The sequence below is a fragment of the Chryseobacterium sp. CH21 genome (assembly GCF_004119445.1).
In the GTDB taxonomy this organism is placed as follows: Bacteria; Bacteroidota; Bacteroidia; order Flavobacteriales; family Weeksellaceae; genus Chryseobacterium.
In genome coordinates, this window is sequence record NZ_QICI01000029.1 from 45201 (window position 1) to 70755 (window position 25555).

Below are 25555 nucleotides of genomic sequence, written 5' to 3' on the forward strand. Positions count from 1 at the left end.
ATGAAAAAAGTTTTATTTTCCCTTTTAATAGGAAGCGGCTGCTTTGCCCAGACATTTGAGACAGTTCCGCTTTTACAGAACGGAGACAATAGCAAACGAGTTATTATTGCGGTTTTAGGAGACGGGTTTACCGCTGCACAACAAACAGCCTTTACCACATCAGCTCAAAATACGGTTAATTATCTTTTTACAAAAAGTCCTTATACAGAATATAAAAATTACTTTAATGCATATGCCGTAAAAGTGATTTCCACAGAATCAGGAGTGAAACACCCCGGAACGGCAACAGATGTTACAGAGCCTGTAATTCCTGTATCCAATCCTAATAACTATTTAGGATCTACTTTCGATGTCGGAGTTCACAGATGTATATACAGTAATACGACTAATAAAGTAGGGCAGGTATTGGCAGCCAATATCCCTGATTATGATATTACCTATGTATTAGGGAATTCTACAGAATATGGAGGTTGTGGAGGAACTTACGCTTTCGCTTCATTAAATGGATCTGCAAATGAAATTGTAGTGCATGAGCTGGGGCATTCCTTCGGAAAATTAGCTGATGAATATTGGTTTTCCGGTACATTAGAATCTGCCAATAAAACACAGAATTCTAATCCTGCTACCATAAAATGGAAAAACTGGGTAGGATTGAATGGTGTAGGTATATATGCACATGCTGAAAGTCCTTCATGGTTCAGACCTCATCAGAGCTGTGAGATGCGTTATCTTAACCAGCAGTTTTGCTCTGTGTGTAAAGAAGCAATTATTGAAAAAATTCATGCTCTTGTGTCTCCTGTGGATTCCTATACACCTGCAAATAATACTACAGTAGATGCTACCTCCAGTGTTACGTTCACAGCCACTGAAATTCTCCCTATTCCGAATACATTGGTCAATACCTGGACTTTAAATGGAACAGTTCTGGGATCCACAGGAAATTCCATTACTATTACTCCGGGGCAACTTAATGGAGGAAATAATACATTGACACTTTCTGTGGTAGATAATAATCCGCTTCTGAAAGTTGATAACCATAGTACCCTTCACGTTACCAATGTTACATGGACGCTTAGTAAAGCTACTCTTAATACTTCGGAAGTGAAAGCAGAAGAAAGACGTTTTAGTATCTACCCGAATCCTACAGACGGAGAGTTTTTTATTAAAGGAAAACAAGGCTTCTCTAAAGACGTAAAAGTAGAAGTGTATGATACTTCAGGAAAACTGATTCCATCCAGATTTGAACTGAATGATTCAGGAATAAAGGTTGATATTAAAAACTATCCGGCAGGCACGTATCTGCTGAATGTAAAAGAAAACAAAACGCTGATTCTTTCTCAGAAAGTCATCAAAGAATAAATATAATGAAACCGGCCATCACAGCCGGTTTTTATTTTGTTAATTTCTTTTCAGCGATAGGAATCCATTGTTCTTCATGACGCAGAAGTAGAATTTTTTCAACTAAGAATTTAGTTTGATATTCCTTTGCTTTATATTTTTCCCAGGCTTTGAGGTAATTCTCCCAGGTCAGATTTCTGTATCCTACTGTCATATGCGGATGGAAAGAATATTTATCAAAATTAAACTGCTGCTTAACTCTTTGATAAAGCTCTGTCAAATGTAAGTTTTTTGTTGGATGAACATAGAGCACCGGATTTTTAGGATTGGGAAAGCTCCCGAACCCATTCAGTTCAATCTCAAAAGGAGGCATTTCTGTATTGATTTTCTGAAATGCAGTGTGAATATCACCTTCCAGTTCCAATTCTCTGGAGAATGGTGGAAAAGAGTGATGTGTGCTTCATTTTTTAACGCTTTGGAATTGTTATAATGAATTGCTAAATCTCTTTTAAAGATTTTTACTTCTTCAATAATCTCCTGAGGAGGGTAGATGGCTATGAAGTACATTTTTTCATAAAGCAAATTAAAAATTTTTACATTAAATTTTAATACATAAGAAAATTATGCATAAGTTTACAATGTATAAATCATTCTATGAAAAATAATAGCCTTTATAAAGGTACCCTGCAGAATATTATTTTGAAGCTCCTGTCCAAAGAAGTCAAAATGTATGGATACCAGATTACCCAAAGAGCCAAAGAACTTACCCAGGGCGAGCTGGAAATGACGGAAGGAGCGTTGTATCCATTGCTGCATAAATTGGAAAGTGAAAACATGATTATCTCAGAAATTCAGAAGATTAATGGAAGGGAAAGAAAATATTATCTGTTGACAGAGAAAGGTAAAAGACAACAGGCAGAACAAGAGACTGAGATGAAAAGTTATTTACTTAACCTACATACAATATTCAATATATGATCACTGAAGCACAGGAAAATAAAATCACGGATTATCTGATCGCTCAGGAGCTTTCATTAGATATTCTGGTAGAAATCAGAGATCATATGATCAGCCAGATTTCGGATATTCAGTTCAATGAAAATGTAGATTTCGAGGAAGCTTTTTCAAAGGTAAAAGAATCCTGGGACGGGGAGTTTATAATGGTTAATTATCTGCTGTTTTATCCCACTAAAATTCCTTTGATTGCCAAAATAATTATTCAGGAGAAATACAGTGGACTTTTCAAGAGATCTTTGATGATAGGTGTTTTGGCTTTTGCTATTAATCTGTTGCTGATTTTTATGGTAACAAATCAAGAGCAATATAACCTGTTTTTCAAGCTGCTGAATGGATCATTTGTGTTGACAACCCTATTAATATGGATTTTTAATTATAAAATCTGGAAATATATAAAGGCAGACTTTAAATATAAGGGGAAATGTCTTTACACAATGTATCAGCAGAATCTGGGGTTAATGGTTGTTTGTGCCAGCTCCATGACGCAGGTGGCCATAAGGAACGGACATTATGCTTATCATTTTTCAGAGAACAGAATTATACCGATGTTGTAGCAATTTTGGTGACTTTAATTCTTCCTTTTGTATTACAGGTAGCTCTTGTTTTTGCGGTATTCAATTTTATTGAACATAAAAAGAATTTAGTGAAAATGCAGGAATTTCTAAAGTCAGCATAAATAAATTCGCCATCCAGACTAATGTTTTGATGTAAGCTGTGTAAGCGTATTCTCAAGATGATCCGTGATCTTTTTTACTTCAATATGAGGTCTGAAGACCACTCCTTTTCCTCTTTCCTCATCAGCAATATTCGAAAGTATAATGACAGAGGTCTTAGTATCCGGATAATAAATGTTTAAAGAAGGTGAGCCTTTAATATAACCACTGTGGAAATAAGAATTAGGCTGGCCAATATTAAGCATGATTCCATAAGCATAACCCATTTTTCCGAAGATAGCATGATGTCTTTCCGAGCTTTTCGCCATGAATAGCTTCAGCGTTTCTGGTTTTAAGATTTTTCCACCGTACAAAGCGTTGTTCCATGAATGAAGATCCTGAATAGTAGATAATATTCCGCCAGCTGGAGTACCGATTTCTTTTCCGCCTAATCTTTTCGGCATATTCGGAACCTCTGAAAACTTAGCAGGGGTACCAACATAGGCGCTTGCAAAGTTATTTCCTTTAAAAATATTTCCTGTTGAAGAATGAGTCATTCCCGCTTTTTTGAACAGTTCCAGTGCATTTTCATCATATGACTTTCCGGATACTTTTTCCACAATCTTTCCAAGCGTATTAAATCCGTCATTGGAATAGAAAAAATCCGAACCGCTTTTAAACATCAGTTTTCCACCCATCAGATTCAACCCTGAAGTATGATTGAGCAACTGATGAATCGTAATGTTTTCATACTCTTTGGTCTGGAATTCTTTCAGGTATTTTGAAGCTTTATCTGTTACATTAAGTTTTCCCTGTTCCATCTGGAGCAGGATCATCACAGCGGTGAACTGCTTGCTTACAGATCCTATCGCAAAAATAGTATTGCTGTCAATTTTAGTTTTTCTTTTAAAATCCGAATAACCGTTTTCTCTTCTATAAAGGGGAAGAGAGTCTTTAAAAACGGCAATGCTTCCATTGAAATGATACTTTTTGAAAGTGGAATCAAGCTGTTGCTCTAAAAGGGTCTTCTGAAAAGCAGCAATGGTAGAATCAACAATTGCTTTTTTATCAACAGGAGTAATTTTAGGAGTTTCAGTGGTGCAGGAAAAGAAAAAACAGAAAAGGGACAGGATAATAAAATTTTTGATCACAGGTGTTGTATTTTTTTAATGATGATTGATACTCTTAAAGATACTAAAATTTCCAAAAGAGTAGTAAGGGAAGCAAATTGCGTGCTAAGATGAGGTGCGGGAGCAATTTAATAAGGTTTTAATCTATACTTATGAAGTATTCGGTAGATAATTGACCTTATGAATGAATTGATTGCAGAAATAAAATAATAGACTGAAAAGCCTGTGAATATTTTCACAGGCTTTTTATAGCAGATCGCAAAACCAGAAAATATATTCCCCGTCTTCTTCTTCTGGAGATGTTTTTGGTTTAGGATAGGTTTTCTTTACTGTTTCTCCAATTTCAAACTGAATTGGGTTTTTGAAAATGGGGCCATCAAAAGTAAAAGTATGAAACTCCCCGTTTTCTCCGCATGGATCTACATTTTCAGGAAGATCATCAATAAATTTCTGATCAATAATCCGTCCGGCAAAACTCTGATCAAGGTAAGATCCGTTGACACAGGTTACAATGGTTTTAAAGCCAAGATCTAAAAATTCATGGATGAGGTGTGGGGTGTTTTGTTTCCAAAGCGGAAATACGGCTTTCATACCGATAGCATTTAATTGGTCTTCTCTGTATTTTCGCAGGTCTTCCAGGAAAATATCCCCAAAAACAGAATGAGTAATACCCTGAGTCTGAATTTCAGCCATTGTTTTACTCATAATTTGCTGATATTCTTCCATGGATGGCTCTTTGGGAAGTTCCATTTTAATTAACGGAATCCCGAGGCTTTCCGCTTGTTTTTCTAAAAGAGAGACATGTACACCATGCATAGAAATTCTTTGAAACTCCTGATTGATACTGGTCAGCAGAGTTGCAATCTCGTATTGATCTTCCTGTAGTATTTTATAAAGGGCGAGGGCAGAATCTTTTCCGCTGCTCCAGTTGAATAAAGCTTTTGGTTTCATTGAAAATAAAAATCTCTCAAAAATAGGGAGATTTTATGGTTAATACGATATGAAATACTATTGCCGATAAGATACGATCACTCCGTTTTCTACATCATATTCTTCGAAGAGTTCTTTCGCATAGGCTTCCGTTAGAAAATAAGACCGGATATTGTTTTTCTTTTTACTTTCTTCATCCGTTTTTTGCGTAAGATCATGGACCTTCTTTGAGCAAAAATCACAAAAACTTCCGCCGGGAATGTCCTGCATGTTTTCTCTGCCGATGTGGCATGGCTCATTGATTCGAAATTCTTTTTCCATGATATCAGTTTTGTTTAAATTAAAAATACAAAAAACTCCTGAACATATATCAGGAGTTTTTTATTTACCAAGGAGATTTTCTTATTTTGAAACGGGCTTTCCGTAATTGTTTTGGGAGCTTGTAACATCAACTCTGTCTTTTTCCGCCTGGTCTCTTTTTTGTAATTCTTCAACATTTCTAACCATATCGCTTTTGTGAGCATTGTCCACAGGAGTAGTTTTACAGGAACTTAATACCACAAAAAGACCAAACACCGAAATAATTTTAATACATGTTCTCATTCAAATTTTTTGCTGACAAATATATAATAAAGGTCTATTCATTTTTTGTTTTTAACAAACATTATAAACAAGCCTTCCAAAATTTATAATTTTTTCACATAAAAATAAAAAAACCTCAAAGAATTTCTTTGAGGTTAGATGTATAAAAAATGTCTGTCACATAGACTTACATATTTCTTCTGTATTTACCACCTACTTCAAATAAAGCATTGGTAATTTGTCCTAAAGAACAGTATTTCACGGCATCCATCATCATTTCAAATAAGTTTTGCTGGTTGATAGCAGCATGCTGAAGTTGTTTCAATGCTTCTTCAGATTTACCTTCATTCGCTTGCTGGAAGTTATGAAGAGACTCGATCTGTGCCTGCTTTTCTTCTTCCGTAGAACGGATAACTTCTCCCGGTAAAACGGTTGGTGAACCGTCTTTTCCTAAGAATGTATTGACTCCGATTATCGGATATTCACCCGTATGTTTCAGCCATTCATAATGCATGGACTCTTCCTGAATCTTTGAACGCTGATACATGGTTTCCATTGCCCCAAGAACACCGCCTCTTTCTGTAATTCTATCGAATTCTGCATATACAGCTTCTTCTACAAGATCTGTTAATTCTTCAATGATGAATGATCCCTGAAGCGGATTTTCGTTTTTCGCTAATCCTAATTCTTTATTAATGATCAGCTGAATAGCCATTGCTCTTCTTACCGATTGCTCAGTAGGCGTTGTAATCGCTTCATCATAAGCATTCGTGTGAAGTGAATTACAGTTATCATAGATGGCATAAAGTGCCTGAAGAGTGGTTCTGATGTCGTTGAAATCAATTTCCTGAGCGTGCAGAGAACGTCCTGAAGTCTGGATGTGGTATTTCAACATCTGGCTTCTTTCGTCTGCGCCGTATTTTAATTTCATTGCTTTTGCCCAGATTCTTCTTGCTACACGCCCGATTACTGAATATTCAGGGTCGATACCATTGGAGAAGAAGAAAGATAAGTTCGGTGCAAAATCATTGATGTCCATTCCACGGCTTAAGTAATATTCCACATACGTGAAACCATTTGCCAATGTGAATGCCAACTGGGAAACCGGATTAGCTCCTGCTTCAGCAATGTGATATCCGGAGATAGAAACAGAGTAGAAGTTTCTTACTTTTTCCGTAATGAAATATTCCTGAACGTCACCCATTAATCTCAATGCAAATTCCGTAGAGAAGATACATGTATTCTGAGCCTGGTCTTCTTTTAAGATGTCAGCCTGAACGGTACCACGAACTGTAGCAATTGTTTTTGCTTTGATTTCCGCGTATACATCTGCAGGAATCACTTCATCCCCTGTTAGTCCTAAAAGCTGTAATCCTAAACCATTGTTGGATGGAGGTAGTTCACCATTATATTTTGGTCTTTCTAACCCTTTATCGTCAAATTTCTCCTTCAGCTTAGCTTCTACTTTAGTCTCTAAACCGTTTTCTTTGATATATTTTTCAACATTCTGATCGATCGCAGCATTCATGAAGAAAGCCAATAGCATCGGTGCAGGACCGTTGATCGTCATTGAAACCGAAGTTAATGCATTCACAAGATCAAATCCGGAATACAGTTTCTTAGCATCATCCAATGTAGCGATAGAAACTCCAGCATTCCCGATTTTACCATAAATATCTGGTGGTAAAGCCGGATCCTGACCGTATAATGTAACAGAGTCAAAGGCTGTAGACAGACGTTTTGCAGGCATTTCTGCAGAAACATAATGGAATCTTCTGTTGGTTCTTTCAGGGCCTCCTTCTCCTGCAAACATCCTTGTAGGATCTTCACCGGTTCTCTTGAACGGATAAATTCCCGCAGTGTAAGGGAAGCTTCCCGGAAGGTTTTCCTGGCCTTTCCATTGGATCAGATCGCCCCAGTCATTGTATTTTGGTAATGCAATTTTTGGAATTCTTAAATGCGATAAAGACTCAGTGGAAGTTTCAACTTTGATCTCTTTTCCTCTTACGTAATACGAATAAAATTCTGCATGGAAAGCTTTTTTCGTATCATCCCAGGTTTTCAGGAAGTCAATATTATCCTGTTGAAGTTCTTTTTCAGCTTTTTGATATTCAGCATCCAAAACTTCATTGGAAATGATATTTTTTACGCCTTCAATATGATACATTTTTCTGGCCAGCTCTGCCTGTTTTTCAATATTGATGTCGTATTGCTTATTGTTTTCAACGATTTCAGAAAGGTAACGAACTCTTTTGGGAGGGATAATGGTTACTTCTTCTGTAACTTCCTGCTCTACAAAAGTTTTTAGATTTAATTCAGAGAATTTATCGTTTACTTTTGAAATCAATCTGTTGTATAATTCTGTGGTTCCATGATCATTAAACTGAGATGCTTTGGTTGCATACACCGGCATATCATCTAATGGGCTTTCCCATAAAAGGTGGTTTCTCTGGAACTGTTTTCTTACAGCCTGAAGCGCATCCAAAGCACCACGTTTGTCAGATTTATTCAATGCTACCAAATCTGCATAGTCTAACATGTCGATTTTTTCCAACTGTGTAGAAGCTCCATATTCAGGAGTCATTACATACATGGAAACATCTGCAAAATCAGAAACTTCTGAACCAGACTGCCCAATTCCTGAAGTTTCAAGAATGATGACGTCTGGGTGAGCCAGTTTCAATACATTCAATGCAGAATGAATGAAAGGAGAAACAGAAACGTTATTTTCTCTGGTAGCCATAGAACGCATATAAACTCTAGGATCATTGATCGCGTTCATACGGATTCTGTCTCCCAATAAGGCACCTCCGGTTTTCTTTTTCGAAGGGTCAATGGAAATAATAGCGATTTTTTTATCTGTATTTGAACGTAAGAAACGTCTTACCAATTCATCTGTTAATGAAGATTTACCTGCTCCTCCGGTACCTGTAATACCAATAATTGGAATGGTTAAATCTTTAGATTTTTCATCGATAGCCTTTACAAGCTCAGGTTTTTCTTCTGAGAAGTTTTCAACGGCTGAGATAATTTGTGCAATGCTTGATGGATTTTCAAAACTGATATCATCAAGGTCTTTTGCTGTAACATCTTTTCCTGTAGCAAAATCTGATCGGTGTACCAGATCATCAATCATTCCCTGAAGTCCAAGTTCACGGCCATCATCCGGAGAATAAATTCTGTCTATTCCGTAAGACATCAGGTCTTTGATTTCTTCGGGAAGGATTACACCACCACCACCACCAAAAATTTTGATCTGCGGTGAATTTTTTTCTCTCAAAAGGTCGTAGATATATTTAAAATATTCGTTGTGACCTCCCTGATATGAAGTTAATGCAATGGCATTGGCATCTTCCTGGATTGCTGTGTTTACAACTTCCTCTGCTGATTTATCGTGTCCTAAGTGGATCACTTCGCATCCTGTTCCCTGAATAACACGACGCATAATATTGATCGCAGCATCATGCCCATCAAATAATGAGGCAGCAGTTACGATTCTTACCTTGTTGGTTGGAGTATATTTTTGGGTTTCCATAAAAAATTCTAGACAGTTTCTAAGTTCTCAAATATAGTAATAAAATGAAAACCCCGACTTGTAGGTTAATGTTTTGATTTTTAAATGTTTATAATAATTGTTTTTTGAATCTTACAGACTTTGTTAGAAGCTAGGTCTGTATTTTCCAGATTATTACATAATTCTATAAAAATATAAATGTCGGCAGAATAAAATCTACCGACATTTTCTCTTTGGTCTAAACCTGAAGTTTGGTCTTTGTTGCAGGAAAGATTTCCTGTTTTATTGTTTTTCAGAAAAAAGTGTTTTTCTTTTGCTGTCCAGTCCCCAGTTCAATCCTAAGAATGAAATGAGATTATCCTTATCGCCGTAATTTTTCCCGAAAGCAGCATTGATGTATACACTGTCAGATACTTTATAGTTGATAATTCCATTGGAACGGTAGGTGTTATCCAAATCACTGCTTCTGTAGATGAATTCATAGCCAATAGAGAATTTATTGTAAACGAGTTCTATTTTTCCACCAAAATCATAATTGTTGGTTTTGTTGAACCCGTTGGGAACATCATAAACCGTTTTGTCCTGCATGTATCTTGCAACGGCATAGAAATTCAATCTTTTTTCTGTTTTTGAAGGGTCTGCAGGAGTTTCTTTGATCATTACCTTTGATTTTTCCTTCTTTTGATCTTCATCTGGCTTTGGGGTTTTCCTTTCCAGATTGATTCCTGAACTCATCGTCATCCAAACTCCGAATTTTCCGAATTGATTATTTTTAAACTGGTTATCCAAAAAGAAAGTACTGTAGGCCGAAGCGAGATCTAATTGAAAAGCAGGTTTTTCGTCAAGGTATTTTTTATATTTTTCAGTTTCGGTTTTGTAATACTCAGGGACAAACTTTTCTAATGCTTTTGCCTTCATCTCGTTTTTTTCATCTGGGCTGGCATTGGATGCTTCTATATCATTATACTCCTTTGAATTTTCAAACTCTGCCTGAATATCGGTTAATTGCTTTGAAATATTATCATTTGAAGCGGCAATAGCCTTTATATTTTTTGCGTTTCTTACTTTAAACACAGTTGTTCGCAAAGAAAAAGAGACTGAGGGATTTTCTGTATCAAGATTTTCAATTTTATAATTTCTCAGAAAGGCAAATGAGAATGAAACGTTTTTTGCTTCACTGAAAATGTTATTTTTGTACTTATCAGTATTGCCAATCTTTTTAATTCCCGCATATTTCAAAGCATCCATTTCTGTTAGAGGAAATAAATGCGTCGGCGTAAGTTCTACTGCATAGGCATTAGGAAGACCTTCATTTTCGCTGAATGAATTCACAATACTGGTCATGAAGGCTTTTTTTGATTTTGGAGTTTCCAGATCAGAGCTTGCCAGGCCGAGAAGCATTACACTTGGAGCATTGGAAAGCTCCAGCTTGTTTAACTCTGCAGTAATCTCTTTACTTTGAGAAAATAGCAATGTCATTCCGTTCACCAGAGCTGTTAATATTAATAATTTTTTCATAGCTCAACTTTTATGTATTTATAAACCCCATAGATAAATTTACCAGTTAAATCTTCTGTTGTTTTGCCTTTAAAAGGATTGAAATTAAAATTCTTACTAGGAATTTGAGGGAATTCAAACTTTATTCTGCAGGTATTTATTAAAATCTGAAGATGATTCACCTGCATATTAATATTGAAAGATGTCGCAAAAAGTAAATTATCGGACTTTAAATCTGCTTTTGGAATGGTAAAAGAAAATCCGTCATCTTTTAAATTGTTGTCATCTATCCGTATTCCATTAATAATAAAATGGGGATCACCAAATTGTGTATTGGCACTGATTATTACATTCACTTCAACATTGTATTCATTAAAGTCTGCAATTTCTACTGTTTTTTGAGAAATCTTTTTCATGTCTATTGTTTTTTTAGTTTGTAATATTTTCAAAATCTGTAAAATGATCATGAGTACATTTCAGCTTTTGATTCTATTTCAAATTTACGATTTGTAATATTAGAGGTCAATTACCTTTTCGGGTGATATTGTGTTGTTTTAATAAGGCAATCAAATTCTTCTGAAATGAAAGAAGCAACCATTAAATCCAATAATTAAATCGGATCAAGAATTCTGTGCCCCAATTAAATTCTCTATTTTTGCAGCATATTTTTACAGACATGCAAAAAGCTTTGATGTATTTCGCGTTAGGAACAGTAGTAAGCTTCCTGATCAATTATTTCTTTATAAGTTCGGAAAATATCGCACTGGATATTTATTATGCCTTTGCCTTCGGTTCTGCATGGGGAATCGCTTATTATCTGGATACTCCTAACTTTACACTGCCGAAAAAATTAATTCTTTCATTTGTAGCCATGGGAGTTCTGGTACTTATTGGTGCTCTGATTTTTAACCTTGAACTGGCGATTCCGTCTATCCTGAAGTTTTCTATGGTGTTTGTAGCTTATTATATGATAGCAAGTTTTAAGGAAACTAAGTCATTAAGAAAATAAATAAAAAAAAGAGGTTGTCAGATTTGACAGGTTCTTTGTTTATTTAATGGATCATCATGAAGCTTATAAGGGCAAGACCTAGAAGTAAAAACATGAATGCAATAAAATTAATGGTGAATAGTACCATTCCGACAATAAAGCTGACCAAACCATGAGCCCGATAAACACGCTTGTGAGCAATAAAGAAATACGCTATAATGTATAATGACAGGAATAATACTGTTAGAAATAAAATGGTGTCAATCAGCCAAAAGTCTATGAGACCTTTCAATTTAGAAAGTAAGAATATAAATAAGATGGTTAGCAGTAAAAACGAAAAGTAATGCAGCGTGAAAATTCCGTGATCAAAATACCACCATTTTTTCTTACTGTGGAAAATCCATAAAAAGAAAGCAAACATGGGAAGATATAAGAAAAGAGCTTTTGGTAAATTATGGTAAGATTTTTCAAGCATATTTGCAATGAATTCTTTTCCCGTTACCCCTTTTTCTTTAAGCTCGAAAAATTTGTAAGCGATCGGTTTTTTAATAAAACTAAATATAGACGGATTTTTAGCCATAGCAGAATCGTAGGATTTTCTCGTTTTGTAGCCTTCAAAGCTATAATTGCTGCGTATGGCTTTATTCATATCAAGGGTCTCCTGGATATCTTTTGCAGAGGTAGTATCAGAAAGAGCACTGAGATTTTTCAAAACAATAGAATCTTCTCTGGTCAGATTTTTCTGAGCCTTTATGCTGTCGAATACCTTCTGTGTTTCAGGAGACTTCATCTCATCAGTAAAGCTTATTGTCAATAAATCTTTGTTATTTGGTTTATCTGAGCTAATCTTAACAATAGGAAAAAGAGCAAACATAAAAAAAGTAACAAAACTCACAAAAATGTAGAGTTTAACAGGAGGTACAAATTTCTGTCTTTTGCCTTCCAGATAGACATTGGTAAGCTTTCCCGGGCTAATCAGCAGGTTTTTTAAAGTGCCCCAGAACTGGCCATCATAGTGGGTGAAATCTTCAATGAAATGAGTAAAAAGAAAATGGAAAGGCTGTCTGCTTTCAATGTTTTCCTGTCCGCAGTGTGGGCAAAACCTCTCTTCAACGTGGTACCCACAGTTTAGGCAGTTTTTATCTTCTCGTATTTTTCCGTGGCTCATAAATTATAAAGTATAATTAGCGCAAATATAATTATTTCAGTGAAAATATAATTATATCTATGTATTTTACGGAAATCTTTAAAGTAAATTTAATAAAAGGAAAGAGTTGAGGGAAAAACTCTTTGCTGTTTCATTGGTGTTTTTAGAATCTTCGAAGTGTTTTTTTTTATCGGAACATTTGTTCGCAAGATGTATGCCAAATTGTAATTAGTGTTAAAATCTATTGATAGAGGGGTGTAGAACCAAGATTATATAGATTAAATAAAATATGTTTTTGGGTTACAAAAATAATTTGTACCTTTGCACACCCTTTTAGGGGTAAATTATGTTTAATCTTTAACTAAAACGTGTGAATACATTAAGTTACAAAACTGTTTCAGCGAACAAAGCTACTGCTAATAAAGAATGGGTTGTGGTAGACGCTGAAGGACAGCCGTTAGGTAGATTAGCTTCTACGGTTGCAAAGATTTTGAGAGGTAAGCACAAAACGAACTTTACACCTCACGTAGATTGTGGTGATAACGTGATCGTTTTGAATGCTGGGAAAATTACACTTTCCGGAAACAAGTGGGCTGATAAGACTTATATCTGGCATACAGGATATCCTGGAGGACAGAAGTCTATGACTGCGGCTGAACTTCAAAAGAAAGATTCTTTAAAGGTATTAGAGAAGTCTGTAAAAGGTATGTTACCTAAAAACAGATTAGGATCTGCTATCCTTAAGAACCTTTATTTATATGAAGGAACTGAGCACAAACATGAAGCTCAACAGCCAAAAACAATTAATGTTAACGAATTTAAATAATTAATTATGTCTATAGTTCACAAAATCGGAAGAAGAAAGACTTCTGTAGCAAGAGTTTATGTAAGACCAGGTTCTGGTGTTATTACAGTAAACGGTAAAGATGCTAAAGAATATTTCTCTACAGACGTGATGGTTTACAAATTAAACCAACCGTTTATCCTTTCTGAGACTGTTGGTCAGTATGACGTTACCGTAAACGTATTCGGTGGTGGAAATACAGGTCAGGCAGAGGCTATCAGATTAGGTATTTCAAGAGCTTTATGCGAAATCAACGCTGAGTTCAGATTAGCATTGAAGCCAGCTGGTTTACTTACAAGAGACGCAAGAATGGTGGAAAGAAAGAAGCCAGGTCAGAAAAAAGCAAGAAAGAGATTCCAATTCTCAAAACGTTAAGATTTCTCGTTGGCAGATGGCTATTGGCTATTGGCTACAGAAATGTATTAAATTTTTTTTAAACTTAATCTCGGCGAAAAGCCCATTGCCAAAAGCAAAAAGCAGACCGCCAATTGCCCGTTACGTTTAGCATCCAAACGCTTCTCCCATCTAAAGAAGTTGTTGATTGTTTAAAAGACGGAAAGTAAACTAACAAAAACAGAAAACATGGCAAAAGCAAATGTAAAAGACCTTTTAGAGGCTGGCGTACACTTCGGTCACATGACTAGAAAGTGGAACCCAAATATGGCTCCATACATTTTTATGGAGAAAAACGGTATTCACATTGTAGACTTACATAAAACAGCAGTTAAATTAGATGAAGCTTGCAGCGCTTTAGAAAAATTAACTTCTGCAGGTAAAAAAGTTCTTTTCGTAGCTACTAAGAAGCAAGCGAAAGAAGTGGTTGCAAAACACGCTTCTGAACTTAATATGCCTTATATTACAGAAAGATGGCCAGGTGGTATGTTAACGAACTTCGTTACTATCAGAAAGGCGGTAAAGAAAATGAACTCTATCGACAAAATGAAAAAAGACGGTACGTTCGAAACTTTATCTAAAAAAGAAAGATTACAAGTTGACAGACAAAGAGCTAACCTTGAGAAGAACTTAGGTTCTATCGCTGACATGGTGAGACTTCCATCTGCTGTATTTGTAGTTGATATCTTAAGAGAGCACATCGCGGTAACTGAAGCTAAGAAACTAGGTATTCCAGTTTTCGGTATCGTTGATACAAACTCTGACCCTAGAAAAGTTGACTTCGTTATCCCAGGAAACGATGATGCTTCTAAGTCTATTGATATGATCCTTAGCGTAGTTTCTGAATCTATCAAAGAAGGTCAGTCTCAAAGAAAAGCTGATAAAGAAAAATCTAAAGAAGAAGGAGAAAAAGTATCTGCTGATACAGATGCTGATTTCGATGCAGAATAATTGAAGATTTTCTTTTATATAGGAAAAACGCTGGATTTCGGTCCAGCGTTTTTTTATTGTTTATATGCTAAGGTTTCTTAGGGCATACTGTAAATTCAGGGAAATCAGGATCTGTAGTTGGGATCACTACTCCTATTCTGCATACACCGCTGCAGCACATTTCTCCCATTTCGAAATTACAGCCGTCAATGCAGCTTCTGTATCCTCCTTTGATTGTTCTTAGCTCACTTCTTGAGACTTTTTTTAAATTTTTCATGGTTTTAGTTTTAGTTTTTTTCCTACTCTTAACGCTTTTCGGATTCCGCGATTATTAAGTTCTAAATATAGGGAAATATCTATTACGGATGAGATTTATAAAGTAATATTTTGATTTTGTGGAATTTAGCTTTTATACAATTGCTGAAAAAATAAAAACCCACAGAATTCTGTAGGTTATATTTTAATTTGAAAGTTTTATAGAATAAGAAGTTGTGACAAACTTTGTAGACTGGTATGGCGAGTTACAAACAACTCCTGATAATCTATAGTTCTGGTTTTTGGGAACCATGGTATATCCTATTTTTCCGGCACCAATAGGTATTTTCTTGAAAAAATTCCCTCCGCTTACTGTAAGTACCATATTGCATGGAGATTTGTTTTCTACTGAAATAGAAGTTCTTGGGTTCTTAGGATCATCACTGTTAAGAAGATCATTAAGAACATCGGCTGTTTCCGGTTTATAGGTCTTTATAAGTTCATTATACTCTCTTTCTGTATTAGCTCTGTTCCCTGTATTGTTGGAAGGAGAAGGGTAGGAGGTTCTTCCCGGATAGCTGCCATAATTTACATTGCAGCTGGCTAGGATCAATGAAATTCCGGTAAAAACGAATAGTTTTTTCATCCTATTTTATTTTTTGATTTTTCTTTTTTGGAAGACTTATCCGGTATTGGTTCCTTTTGGGCAGATTTCACTTCTTTACCAGTCTGTTTCGGATTGTCTATCGTTACAAATATACTTTTTTTAATGTCTTTCTGTGAGGAATATTTCATATCGCAGATATTGCTGTTGAGGGTGTAGGAATCCTTTTTAAGGACAATAAAGTTTTCTGCACGGGCAGGAACCGCAAGATTATAAAACTCCTTTCCTTCGATTCGCAGGACAATATTACAGTCTGAATTATTTTTGAATAAAAGAATAGCCTCATTATGGTTAATATCCTCATTAAACATGGCATTCAGAACCTTCGCCGTTTTTTCCTTGTGCTGAACAGAAGTTTCTGCAATAAGCTTTTTGAATTCCTCAGCATCATCTGAATTAGGATTTCTCATAACACTTTTAGGAATATCCGTAATAATAGGTCTTGCTTCCATTGGCTTCGCATTACGGGCTCCCTTTGTCCATTCAGCGTTTTTTAAAGCAATAAGTTTTGGTTTGAGCACAATTTTCTTAGGATCGTCAGGGTGTGCGTTCTTTAGGTATTCTTCAATTTCTTTAATGTTTGTGCTTTTTAAAATGTCTTTACTGCCTTTCTGAGCCTGTGTAAAGTTGGGAATAAGAAATGTGAAGAATAGAATCGTTAAAAATTTTTTTTTCATCAAGCTTTTTTATTTCATCAGCTGATCCGGAATTTAATGTAAGTTATCGTTTTTCCTTTTGCCGAGAATAGCTCTTCATAATACGTTTTGATGTCTCTCAAATGCTCCGTATTAGGATCGTATTCTGGTGCGCCATAGATATCATGGTGGGCAGAAATGATTTCATAGCCCGCTCCTTGTAAATACCCAAGGGTATACCCATGCAGAAATTCTGAATCGGTTTTCAGGTGGATAATTCCTCCTGGCTTCAGGAACTTTTTATAACGGTCTAAAAATCCGGATGTGTTAATCTGTGTTTTGTTCTTTTGTATTTTATTTGTGGATCCGGGAACGTAATCCATATTTCATCTACTTCATTTTCAGCAAAGAAATAATCTACAAGTTCGATCTGAGTTCTTAGAAAAGCTACATTAGTCATGTTGCTATCCACAGCTTCTTTAGCACCAAACCAGAATCTCGCTCCTTTAATATCCACTCCGATAAAGTTTTTTTCAGGAAATGTTTTGGCGAGCCCTACAGAATATTCTCCTTTTCCGCAACCTAACTCCAATACAATTGGATTGTCATTTTTAAAGAAGTTTTCTCTCCATTTTCCTTTAAGTTTGAAACCTTTTAAAGCATCTTCCCTTGTTGGTTGGATTACATTAGGTAATATTTTGTTTTCTGCGAATCTTGCTAATTTATTCTTGCCCATTGAGTTATAAAATGAGTGCAAAAATAGTGAAAATTTATGGAGTATCTTTGCCTTTTGAGGGTAAAAGACATAGAGATAATTCGTTTTTGATTGATATTATTGGCCTCCTAAAGCTACCATAATTGCCTTTTCAATTGTTTTTTGTGAAGCATATTGAGCTCCGCAAACAAGGCTGGTGAAAAGATATTGCCCTTTTTCTATGACAATTGAACCTTCACCATGAGCAGGAACAGCCAGCCTGTACTTCGTAGTGCCTACGCCTTCCATTCTTACAATGATATTACAGTCTGATTTATTTTGAATCAAAATAATAGCTTCTTTAGTATTAGGATCATTATCAAATAGGGAGTTAAGGATTTTTACAGTTCTGTTTTTATGCTCTACAGGGGAAACAGCCATCAACATGTTGAATTCTTCTGCTTCGGCATTCGGAATGGCAGCATTGGCATTGGCATTCACAACATATGTATTCTGGGCAGTACTTGGGGTATACACAGTGGTAGATTGTTTTGCTGCCAGTTCAGCCTTATATTTTGCAATCTGTTTCTGCTTGATGATCGCGTTCATTTCATCAAAAGTGATCTTTGTAGAAGGTCTTCTTCTCAGCATGGCTAGCATTTCCTGCATATCTTTTACTTTCTGATCGGCAGGATGCGCATTTTTGATGTATTCTTTCATCATTTCCATTACCCTTGGCTTCAGGACAGATCTTCGGGGATCATCAGGATGGGCATCTCTTAAAAAGGCATTAATCTCGTAGATGCTCTTACTTTTCAAAATTTCACTGTAGTCTTTCCCTTTTTTTGAGCAGACACAGCAACGAAAAATATACAACAAAGAAGTAAAAGTACTTTTTTCATTAATTACTATTAAATTAAAAATTTGGTGCTTCTCTTTTAATTGGTTTTCTGGGTTAGTTTTTATTTGAATAACGAAATACAAGTATTTTTATTTTTAAACACTTGTTTGTGAGATAAAAATAAACATATTTTTGAATATTAGGTAATAATCTATTGTTAAAATTGAATAATTTGTATTGAATACATTATGAAAAGATAAAACTGATGGGTGTTGGACAAAAAAAATCCATGTGCTTCACATGGATTATCTATTTGTCTAGTTATTGCTTACTACTTCCTGAAGATGAGAGCTTCTCAATCTTTTTTGATAGATAGGCATATATTTTTCAATAGGAACCTTTATTGCTTCAAAATTTCCGGCCAATACATAAGCCTGAATGTTCTCAGAAGTATAAACGAACTGAAGGAAGTTATCAATCAAATTTTCAGGAATTTTAAACTTCGTAAAATAATCTTTTCCCAAATAATTTTTGATTTGTGCAACGGAAGTATTCATTCTTTCATAAGCCTGATAACGCTGTTTTTTCTTTCTGTCACCCGAAAGGATGTCATAAATACTTTCGAGGCTGAAGGTAAGTCCGCCATCCCGTAATCCGGCAACAGGTAGTTCCGGTGGAGTCCCATCACCTTTTGGTTCCGGAAGGCCAATTACTTTCTTAAGGGCATATGCTTTATCTTCTTTTCTTAAAGAATTTACATCATACCGAAGATTTCCGGTAGGCTTGAACCTGCTGAGTACAATTTCCTGAATTTCATAATAAGCAATCTTAAGCTCAACCAGACCTTTTTGCTGCATGGATTGAGGAGTTAGCTTAATATCTTTTCTTTCAGTAACAATAGAGGTGAATCGGATAACATCTCCGGGATTGGCCGGGATATTAAAATTACCATTGTAATCTGTAAGAACGGTCTTTTGAGTATTCAGGTTCGTAACATATACCTGGTTAAGATATAAAATAGAGTTGTCTCTCAGAAATACCTCTCCGGAATATATTTGTGCATTAATTTTTGCCAGAAAAATCAATAGCAGTAGAGTAAACAGTTTCTTCATATAATGCACAAAATTACGTAGAAATAAAGCAATTCTGCCTAATTAGATGATGAATAGTGGTTAAAGTTATATTAAACTTTAAGATTTAATTGTTAAGGAGTGTTAGAAATTTATCAACAACTTAAAAAAGAGTGAATATAAATAAAGAAGCCGGAAGAAAGAGGTGCTTAATTTAAAGTGTTCTTTCTTCCGGCTTTCTTTGTTTTATCTATGCTTTACAAGGAGCCAGCTTGAATATTTTACAGTGAGCGTAGAACCATATTCTGTCCAGGTGATAAAATACCAGTAGGTTGCTGTAGGAACATATCTTCCTCCTATTCTTCCATCCCAGGTAAATCTGTTTTCCGGAGTTCCTCTGAATACTTCGGCACCATATCTGTCAAAGATTCTGAATACAAGATTATCGTTCGCCATCAAAGCAGAATAGTTTATTCCTTCATTATAGCCATCTCCATTCGGAGTAATGGTATTGATCAGATTGATGATCGCAAATGGTTTTTTCACTTCTTCACACATTTTGGAGTCTCTCACAAACACATTATGTGCTCCTCTTGGTACATTGGTAAAGACATTCGAACTTTGCCATAACACGCCGTCCAAAGAATATTCATAAGGAGGGGTACCACCGCTTACGCCGACTTTTACCGTTGTTCCATCTATTTCAATAGAAGTAATCATAGGAAGGGGAAGTTCCGTAACGTTCACATACTGTCTGTAAACACAGCCGTTGAAGGTAAGTTCTACCCAATAACTTCCTGGTGCGACGTTAGTGATGGAAGGAGTTGTTGCTCCCGTACTCCATAAATATCTCTCAAAGCCAGGTCCGGCATCCAATGTAGTGGTAGTTTTTGGACAAATAGCTTTATCTACTAATATATCAGATTTTTTGGGAACTTTAATATTGATGATAAGGGTACCTACTTCAGGGCATACTCCATTTTTTTCAAAACGAATATAATAGGTCTGTGAAGTTGTAATATTAACAGGTGATGAAACAATGTTCACATTGTTCTGAGCATCTGCTAATGTTGCATGAAAAGTGTATGTCACATTAGGATCCAGTGTAAACTGAGGTATAAACTGTGCTAAGTTGACACTTTTTATTCCATCAAGATTGTCGTCACAAACACTTTCCGTAACGGTCTTGGTAATCAGTGTTACTCTGGCCCCGATACTGAACTGTAAAGGTTTAATCACAGCAGCACATCCATCCGGAGAATCTACCCTGATGTAAATAGTTGTTGCAGCAGTGTAGCTCCAGTTGTTAGGGAGTGTATTGTTATTTCCTGCATTGGCATCTGCCAGGTTTGCATAATATCTTACGTTGGTAAAATAATTGGGGTTATTAAGCACAATAGGAGTGATATTGGAAAGAACGACAGTGACTGTTCCATCCAGATTATCATCACAGAAAACCCCATTGTAATTATCCAGAACAATCGCTTTATTGAAAAGAGATAATGTGATCTGTGCAATACTTTTACAGCCGATACTGTTTTTTACAACTGCATAAACGATAGTTCCGGTTGGAGCGGTGTAAGCTGTTGTATTGGTGATCAGTGCTGCTGCATTTTCATTCTGAGCATCCAAAAGGGTAGGGTAATAAGTAATGGTGACAGGTGAATTATTGGTTATGTTAGCGGTTGTCAGATTGAATGTACCCTGCCCATTGATATCACAGGCAAATAATGTGGTATTCATTATCGTAAGAGCCTGAATATTGATGGTAACCGTTACCGTTTCACAATCGGGAAAATCCGGGTCATTCCCGCAAAAAGTATAAGTAAATGTATCTGTTCCTGATGTTCCGGGAGTATTTACAGTATAGGTAATCACTCCGGTTGTTGCATTTACCACTGCCGTTCCCAGTGTAGGTGCTGTGGTAATCGCAACTGTATTGGGAGCTGTTGTCTGTGTTGAGCTGCTTAATGCAGGGTTTATGGTTTGCGAAGTACATACATTGTAAGACGTATTGCTTAGTTTTGTACAGTTCAGTATTTTAATTTGTTCGGTGACTAAAGGGGCACAGCTTCCCATTGTAACAGAACAGGTATAATATCCGGGTAGTGTAGGTGTGATTGTAGATGTTGTGGCTCCTGGAACAATTGTTCCGTTTCTGTACCATTGATAGGTATCATAGATAAGAGGGTCTACTGTAAGAACAATCCCAGGAATACAGCCACTTCCGGATTGTAAAATAACAGGCTGTGTAGGAAAACCTGCAAAGAATCCTCCATATCCTACAGCATCACTTCCTGCGGTAATTCCTGCCATGATAGCTTTATCGGAAACAACGGTGATGGTTCCTGTCACATTAGGAATTCCATAGGTAACCCAATTGGTCGTTCCTGTCATATTGTAAGGTCCTGTTATAGCGAGAGGAGTTGCACTGTTTACTGTAACGTTGGCTCCTCTTTCTGTAATGAGGTTCAGCTTCGTTGGGATGTTCAGAACTCCTCCGACATTTCCATTGGAATGAACAAAGTTTTCATTAATCAATCCCAGCTCGTTAATCTGCTTCGGAAGATAACAGTTTAATGCAGGAATAAAGTTGAATCCTCCTGTGGCTGTTTCATTTCCGGAGTTGGAATCTCCGGCCAGAATCTGATAGACATAAGCATTTTTTGATGTTTTGACATATAAATTATAATGTCCGTTCCCTTGAAGGATGTATTTTGAATCAGGAATCACATAATATTTTCCTGCATTGATAGTCGCTATTGGAGGGATTTCATTGTTGACGAAGATCTGAGTGTTGTCTTCAGTGGCAATAACTACAGCTCCTTCCATATTGGAGCCAATAGGTCCGTTGCCTTTTACTAAGGCAAATTCATTTCCCAGTCTGTTGACCGGTACTGCCTGATCCATCAAAATATCCGAACTGGAAGGGAAATTTCCGGCATATTGCCCGTTGAAGTTTCCATTGGTGACATTGATGGGTTTATTTGAAATGATTTTCGAACCAATAAATCCGTCAAAATTTCCTGTAATATCTCCAATCCCGTCAAGAATATAAGACTGTCCTTTGTTTAAAGTGAAAGTCATTGTCGGATTGGTAGCTCCCGTCATCCCATTGGAAAACTGAACGGTGGGGCTATATCCAGAGATGGTAACGGTAGTGTTATCTTCTGTTGCCAGTACGCTGGTCATGAAGTTAAGGATATTATTGCTTACCGTAATAGGAGCAGAGGCCGCATAGAATGTCTTTCCTGTGGAAGGAATCCCTTTGGATGTAATGATTTCCGCATGATTGAATACCGAGAACCTTAGGTTAGCATAAAAAGGAAATTCAGCTTTAAGATATAGCCCTTTGGTAGTTGGAGTAAATAGATCCGTCTGCTGTGTGGTAATAATGTAATTCCTTAAAACATCGAATTTTTGTGGATTGTTTTTGCTGATATTCACCGTTCCGATCAGAACATTATTGTTATAAATATTGACCGGAAAAGGGGTTGTTCTGCTGGTAGATAAATAAAGTTTCTGGTAAGGATTGGGAGCACCTGTTCTGTCTACCATCGGAGCAAACCAATGCTCTCGGTCCAATTGGGCGAAGGCAGAGGTGAAAATATAAAATATAAATAGAAAAGATAGAATTTTCTTCATTCAGTATTAGTATTTATCACAAATTTAACAATAAAAAGTATTAAATACTTGAAAACATAATAAAAAAGCCTCGATTTCAAAATCGAGGCTTTTAAAAATTTTATGTCTGTAGTATTACTCTCTGTTTTTAACCATAATCCAGCCTGTGAATTTTATCGGTGTTTGCTTTGTATTAGGCTCATTCCAGCCTATTTCATACCAATAATTTCCTGTAGGAACTCTTTTGCTGCCATCTGTAGTTCCGTTCCATTTGTATCCGTTGGTTTTGTCTGCCTGAAAGATTTTACTGCCATATCGATCAAAAATGTTAATGACAAGATTGTTTTTAACAGCTAGTGAAGAATAATCTATAGCATCGTTTACTCCATCATTATTAGGTGTGATCACATTAATCAGATTAGGAATGGTGATATTCACCTGGATGGGCTCACAATTATAATCATCTTTTACATAGATGATGGCATTTCCTCTGCTGATATTAGTGAATACATTAGAATCCTGCCAGTTGATGTTATCCATAGAGTATTGGTAAGGAGGAGTTCCTCCTGCAACATTTACGGTTACGGTATTATTGGAGATATCAATATTGGTAATAACCGGTTGTTCCGATGCATATACTTTTACAGTCTGCATGGTTACACATTCTCCGGTTTTTAGTTTTACCCAATATACTCCTACTCCTACATTTTTTATTGTCTGAGTAGTTGCTCCCGTGCTCCATTCATAGCTTTTGAACCCTGGTCCTGCATCCAATGTGGTTTTCCCTTCCATACAGATGATTTTATCCACCAATACAGATGATTTTACCGGCGCTAAAACAACAAGAGTTACCATGGCTACTCTGTAACATCCGTTTGCGTTGATCACTTTGATATACACAACACCATTGGGTGCGATGTAATTATTAGGCGTTAAAATTTCGTTGGTTCCTGCATGTGCATCCGCAAGGGAAGGATAGTATTTCTTGGTAATTCCGGTTGCAACTGTTACGCTCACATTGGTAAGGTTAAATAATCCGGTAGCCGGATTGGCTTCAAGGAAGCAGGTTCTTATTAAAGCGTCATTTACGATAGGGCTTTCAGATACAGTTAGATTTAAAGTGACTTCTTCACAATCTGTAAAATCAGGATTGTTTCCACAGAACTTGTAAACGATCTTATCAGGACCAATATAATTATAAGCAGGAGCGTAGCTTATTACACCCGTAGCTGGATCTATCACTGCATTTCCATTAGTAGGGGCTGTGATGATTGTTACAGTTCCCGGTACTACTGTCTGAGTAGAACTTGAAAACGTAGGTACAATCTGTTTTACTCCATCACATACTGTATCATTAATAATCGTTTTCTTAAGACAGGTATACACTTTATATACCGGAGTGATCACTGGCGGACATGAACCTACCGTAATTTTCACTGTATAGTTTCCTGATTGTGTAGGTGTATAAGAATGACTTGTAGCACCTGGTATAGGATTGTTTTCTTTATACCATTGGTAGGTGTCAAAGCTGTCGTCTACTTCAAGAACAATCCCCGGAATACATTCGCCATTTTGTTTTGCAATAACGGGAATGGAAGAAAATCCGGCAAAATAGCCACCATATCCCACTACACCACTTCCTCCGGAAATACCGGCTGTAACTGCTTTTGTTGAATTAATGGTAACATTTCCTGAAATATCAGGAACAGAATAAGATACCCAGTTGGGTGTTCCTGTTACCTGATAAGGACCTTGCGAAGCTGGTAATTGAGCTCCGTTTACAGTAACAACAGCGCCTGCTTCTGTCAGGATGTTCAGTTTTACAATATGTCCTGAAAGGGTTGTAGAATAGGGGAGATCTTTAATTTTTCCAATCTCATCAATTTTTCTTGGAAGATAGCAGTTCAACGGTGGGATATAATTGAATCCAAGTGTTGCATTGCTGGCTCCTACACCAGCCATAAGTTGATATACATATACATTTTTTGTAGTTCTTATGTACATGTTGTAGTGATTATTCCCTTGGTTGATATAGTTGGTATTATTGATTTTGTTGACTCTGTAGCTTTCGCCTTCAGCCAATGTTGCTGCCGGTGTAGTTGCATTGTTTATATATACCTGAGTTCCGCCTTCTGTAGCAACAATTAAGGCGTCTTCCATATTTCTGCTGATATCTCCGTTTCCTTTTACCACTACAAATTCATTTCCTAATCTGTCTACCGGTACAGACTGGTCCATAATAATATCGGAACCTTGATAAGTACCGCCTGCTGCCATGGCAAACTGACCGTTAAAATTTCCATTGGTCACGGAAATAGGTTTGTCAGCCTCTATTTTAGCACCAATAAAAGCTTCTTTATTTCCGGTTTTGTCACCTATACCTTCAATAACATAAGATTGTCCTTTATTCAATGTAAATGTAAGGGTTGGATTGGTAACTCCGGTCCATCCGTTGGTAAATACCACATTGGGAGAATAGTTTGAAACGGTAACCGTAGTATTATCTTCCGTTGCCAGAATTCCGGCAGTGAAATTATACTCGCTGTTAAGTTCTTCAATGGGAGCGGTGACGGCATAGAATTTTGTGCCAATTCCTGCTTTTCCTTTTGAAGTTAATATTTCTCCATGCTGGCTCACTGAGAATCTGTAAGTAACAAAGTAAGGTTTTGAGCCTTTTGTGTAAAGCCCTTTATTGCCCACCGTGAAAAGTTCACCATTGATAGTGGCAACCATTCTGTTCAATGGAATATTGAATGTCTGTGGTGAGCCTTTACTTATGGTAACTGTTCCCAATACCGTATTATTGCTG

23 protein-coding genes and 1 pseudogene are annotated in these 25555 nt (G+C 36.4%); 7 read left to right on the top strand and 17 right to left on the bottom strand.

The features are described 5' to 3' along the window. Positions 1-1359, top strand: coding sequence for a M64 family metallopeptidase (locus BOQ62_RS04730; RefSeq protein WP_129037546.1), 1359 nt, complete (start codon positions 1-3; stop codon positions 1357-1359). A gap of 31 nt (positions 1360-1390) precedes the next feature. Here BOQ62_RS04730 and BOQ62_RS04735 read toward each other — a convergent pair whose 3' ends face one another. Then, entirely contained in the window at positions 1391-1762 is a 372-nt protein-coding gene (locus BOQ62_RS04735; protein WP_228413696.1) for a 2'-5' RNA ligase family protein, read from the bottom strand. Between the two features lie 230 nt (positions 1763-1992). On the opposite strand from BOQ62_RS04735, the gene BOQ62_RS04740 reads away from it, so the two are divergent. Together BOQ62_RS04740 and BOQ62_RS04745 are read left to right on the top strand one after the other, a co-directional pair. Next, the gene (locus tag BOQ62_RS04740; RefSeq protein WP_129037548.1) at positions 1993-2316 is read left to right on the top strand and encodes a PadR family transcriptional regulator; all 324 of its coding nucleotides are present in this window, start codon (positions 1993-1995) and stop codon (positions 2314-2316) included. After that, the gene (locus BOQ62_RS04745; RefSeq protein ID WP_129037550.1) at positions 2313-2909 is read left to right on the top strand and encodes a hypothetical protein; all 597 of its coding nucleotides are present in this window, start codon (positions 2313-2315) and stop codon (positions 2907-2909) included. The genes BOQ62_RS04740 and BOQ62_RS04745 overlap by 4 nt, the downstream gene beginning before the upstream one ends. 140 nt (positions 2910-3049) lie before the next feature. Here the strand turns inward: BOQ62_RS04745 and BOQ62_RS04750 are convergent, their stop codons facing one another. The 7 genes from BOQ62_RS04750 to BOQ62_RS04780 form a co-directional block, all read right to left on the bottom strand. Further along, entirely contained in the window at positions 3050-4159 is a 1110-nt protein-coding gene (locus tag BOQ62_RS04750) for a serine hydrolase domain-containing protein (protein ID WP_129037552.1), read from the bottom strand. A gap of 225 nt (positions 4160-4384) precedes the next feature. Next, positions 4385-5089: a diphthine--ammonia ligase gene (locus tag BOQ62_RS04755; protein WP_129037554.1), complete on the bottom strand. Its 705-nt coding sequence runs from the start codon at positions 5087-5089 to the stop codon at positions 4385-4387. Positions 5090-5146: 57 nt separating this feature from the next. After that, entirely contained in the window at positions 5147-5389 is a 243-nt protein-coding gene (locus BOQ62_RS04760; protein WP_129037556.1) for a hypothetical protein, read from the bottom strand. An 81-nt stretch (positions 5390-5470) separates the two neighbouring features. Continuing rightward, positions 5471-5671, bottom strand: coding sequence for a hypothetical protein (locus tag BOQ62_RS04765; RefSeq protein ID WP_129037558.1), 201 nt, complete (start codon positions 5669-5671; stop codon positions 5471-5473). 166 nt (positions 5672-5837) lie between these two features. Then, on the bottom strand, positions 5838-9185 hold the full coding sequence (locus BOQ62_RS04770; RefSeq protein WP_129037560.1) for a methylmalonyl-CoA mutase family protein: 3348 nt from the start codon (positions 9183-9185) through the stop codon (positions 5838-5840). A 261-nt stretch (positions 9186-9446) separates the two neighbouring features. Next, a complete protein-coding gene (locus BOQ62_RS04775; protein ID WP_129037562.1) occupies positions 9447-10682 on the bottom strand; it encodes a hypothetical protein in 1236 nt (411 codons plus the stop codon). After that, entirely contained in the window at positions 10679-11077 is a 399-nt protein-coding gene (locus tag BOQ62_RS04780; protein ID WP_129037564.1) for a hypothetical protein, read from the bottom strand. The genes BOQ62_RS04775 and BOQ62_RS04780 overlap by 4 nt, the downstream gene beginning before the upstream one ends. 260 nt (positions 11078-11337) lie before the next feature. Between BOQ62_RS04780 and BOQ62_RS04785 the strand changes: the two genes are divergently transcribed. Next, entirely contained in the window at positions 11338-11670 is a 333-nt protein-coding gene (locus BOQ62_RS04785; protein ID WP_129037627.1) for a hypothetical protein, read from the top strand. 43 nt (positions 11671-11713) lie between these two features. Here the strand turns inward: BOQ62_RS04785 and BOQ62_RS04790 are convergent, their stop codons facing one another. Then, positions 11714-12817 (bottom strand): DUF3667 domain-containing protein, encoded by a 1104-nt coding sequence (locus BOQ62_RS04790; protein WP_129037566.1) that lies wholly within the window; start codon positions 12815-12817, stop codon positions 11714-11716. A 349-nt stretch (positions 12818-13166) separates the two neighbouring features. On the opposite strand from BOQ62_RS04790, the gene rplM reads away from it, so the two are divergent. From rplM to rpsB, 3 genes are all read left to right on the top strand, one after another. Further along, positions 13167-13622, top strand: a complete 456-nt coding sequence (rplM, locus tag BOQ62_RS04795; RefSeq protein ID WP_047385928.1) for a 50S ribosomal protein L13 — start codon at positions 13167-13169, stop codon at positions 13620-13622. 6 nt (positions 13623-13628) lie between these two features. Further along, positions 13629-14015: a 30S ribosomal protein S9 gene (rpsI, locus tag BOQ62_RS04800; RefSeq protein ID WP_047385930.1), complete on the top strand. Its 387-nt coding sequence runs from the start codon at positions 13629-13631 to the stop codon at positions 14013-14015. Positions 14016-14222: 207 nt separating this feature from the next. After that, entirely contained in the window at positions 14223-14984 is a 762-nt protein-coding gene (rpsB, locus tag BOQ62_RS04805) for a 30S ribosomal protein S2 (protein ID WP_034692922.1), read from the top strand. Positions 14985-15051: 67 nt separating this feature from the next. Here the strand turns inward: rpsB and BOQ62_RS04810 are convergent, their stop codons facing one another. The 8 genes and pseudogenes from BOQ62_RS04810 to BOQ62_RS04845 all read right to left on the bottom strand — a co-directional run bounded on the left by BOQ62_RS04810 (position 15052) and on the right by BOQ62_RS04845 (position 25539). Further along, on the bottom strand, positions 15052-15240 hold the full coding sequence (locus BOQ62_RS04810) for a bacteriocin-like protein (RefSeq protein WP_129037568.1): 189 nt from the start codon (positions 15238-15240) through the stop codon (positions 15052-15054). A gap of 183 nt (positions 15241-15423) precedes the next feature. Continuing rightward, positions 15424-15864 (bottom strand): DUF6759 domain-containing protein, encoded by a 441-nt coding sequence (locus BOQ62_RS04815; protein ID WP_129037570.1) that lies wholly within the window; start codon positions 15862-15864, stop codon positions 15424-15426. Next, complete coding sequence (locus BOQ62_RS04820) at positions 15861-16559, bottom strand: DUF6759 domain-containing protein (RefSeq protein ID WP_228413698.1); 699 nt, start codon at positions 16557-16559, stop codon at positions 15861-15863. The genes BOQ62_RS04815 and BOQ62_RS04820 overlap by 4 nt, the downstream gene beginning before the upstream one ends. Before the next feature lie 17 nt (positions 16560-16576). Then, positions 16577-17253 (bottom strand): annotated as a pseudogene (gene trmB, locus BOQ62_RS04825) (tRNA (guanosine(46)-N7)-methyltransferase TrmB). A gap of 96 nt (positions 17254-17349) precedes the next feature. Then, positions 17350-18030 carry a DUF6759 domain-containing protein gene (locus BOQ62_RS04830; protein WP_228413700.1) on the bottom strand — a complete coding sequence of 227 codons (681 nt, stop codon included), beginning with the start codon at positions 18028-18030 and terminating at the stop codon, positions 17350-17352. A gap of 339 nt (positions 18031-18369) precedes the next feature. Next, entirely contained in the window at positions 18370-19164 is a 795-nt protein-coding gene (locus BOQ62_RS04835) for a hypothetical protein (RefSeq protein WP_129037574.1), read from the bottom strand. A 204-nt stretch (positions 19165-19368) separates the two neighbouring features. Continuing rightward, on the bottom strand, positions 19369-22767 hold the full coding sequence (locus BOQ62_RS04840) for a T9SS type B sorting domain-containing protein (protein WP_164976679.1): 3399 nt from the start codon (positions 22765-22767) through the stop codon (positions 19369-19371). A gap of 114 nt (positions 22768-22881) precedes the next feature. Continuing rightward, a complete protein-coding gene (locus BOQ62_RS04845; protein ID WP_317127358.1) occupies positions 22882-25539 on the bottom strand; it encodes a T9SS type B sorting domain-containing protein in 2658 nt (885 codons plus the stop codon). Positions 25540-25555 lie beyond the last annotated feature (16 nt).

Excerpts from the sequence above, each read along its gene's own strand:
- BOQ62_RS04730 (WP_129037546.1), top strand. The coding sequence starts at position 1 with ATGAAAAAAGTTTTATTTTCCCTTTTAATAGGAAGCGGCTGCTTTGCC.
- BOQ62_RS04740 (WP_129037548.1), top strand. The coding sequence starts at position 1,993 with ATGAAAAATAATAGCCTTTATAAAGGTACCCTGCAGAATATTATTTTG.
- BOQ62_RS04745 (WP_129037550.1), top strand. The coding sequence starts at position 2,313 with ATGATCACTGAAGCACAGGAAAATAAAATCACGGATTATCTGATCGCT.
- BOQ62_RS04755 (WP_129037554.1), bottom strand. The coding sequence starts at position 5,089 with ATGAAACCAAAAGCTTTATTCAACTGGAGCAGCGGAAAAGATTCTGCC.
- BOQ62_RS04760 (WP_129037556.1), bottom strand. The coding sequence starts at position 5,389 with ATGGAAAAAGAATTTCGAATCAATGAGCCATGCCACATCGGCAGAGAA.
- BOQ62_RS04765 (WP_129037558.1), bottom strand. The coding sequence starts at position 5,671 with ATGAGAACATGTATTAAAATTATTTCGGTGTTTGGTCTTTTTGTGGTA.
- BOQ62_RS04770 (WP_129037560.1), bottom strand. The coding sequence starts at position 9,185 with ATGGAAACCCAAAAATATACTCCAACCAACAAGGTAAGAATCGTAACT.
- BOQ62_RS04775 (WP_129037562.1), bottom strand. The coding sequence starts at position 10,682 with ATGAAAAAATTATTAATATTAACAGCTCTGGTGAACGGAATGACATTG.
- BOQ62_RS04780 (WP_129037564.1), bottom strand. The coding sequence starts at position 11,077 with ATGAAAAAGATTTCTCAAAAAACAGTAGAAATTGCAGACTTTAATGAA.
- BOQ62_RS04785 (WP_129037627.1), top strand. The coding sequence starts at position 11,338 with ATGCAAAAAGCTTTGATGTATTTCGCGTTAGGAACAGTAGTAAGCTTC.
- BOQ62_RS04790 (WP_129037566.1), bottom strand. The coding sequence starts at position 12,817 with ATGAGCCACGGAAAAATACGAGAAGATAAAAACTGCCTAAACTGTGGG.
- rpsI (WP_047385930.1), top strand. The coding sequence starts at position 13,629 with ATGTCTATAGTTCACAAAATCGGAAGAAGAAAGACTTCTGTAGCAAGA.
- rpsB (WP_034692922.1), top strand. The coding sequence starts at position 14,223 with ATGGCAAAAGCAAATGTAAAAGACCTTTTAGAGGCTGGCGTACACTTC.
- BOQ62_RS04810 (WP_129037568.1), bottom strand. The coding sequence starts at position 15,240 with ATGAAAAATTTAAAAAAAGTCTCAAGAAGTGAGCTAAGAACAATCAAA.
- BOQ62_RS04815 (WP_129037570.1), bottom strand. The coding sequence starts at position 15,864 with ATGAAAAAACTATTCGTTTTTACCGGAATTTCATTGATCCTAGCCAGC.
- BOQ62_RS04820 (WP_228413698.1), bottom strand. The coding sequence starts at position 16,559 with ATGAAAAAAAAATTTTTAACGATTCTATTCTTCACATTTCTTATTCCC.
- BOQ62_RS04835 (WP_129037574.1), bottom strand. The coding sequence starts at position 19,164 with ATGAAGAAACTGTTTACTCTACTGCTATTGATTTTTCTGGCAAAAATT.
- BOQ62_RS04840 (WP_164976679.1), bottom strand. The coding sequence starts at position 22,767 with ATGAAGAAAATTCTATCTTTTCTATTTATATTTTATATTTTCACCTCT.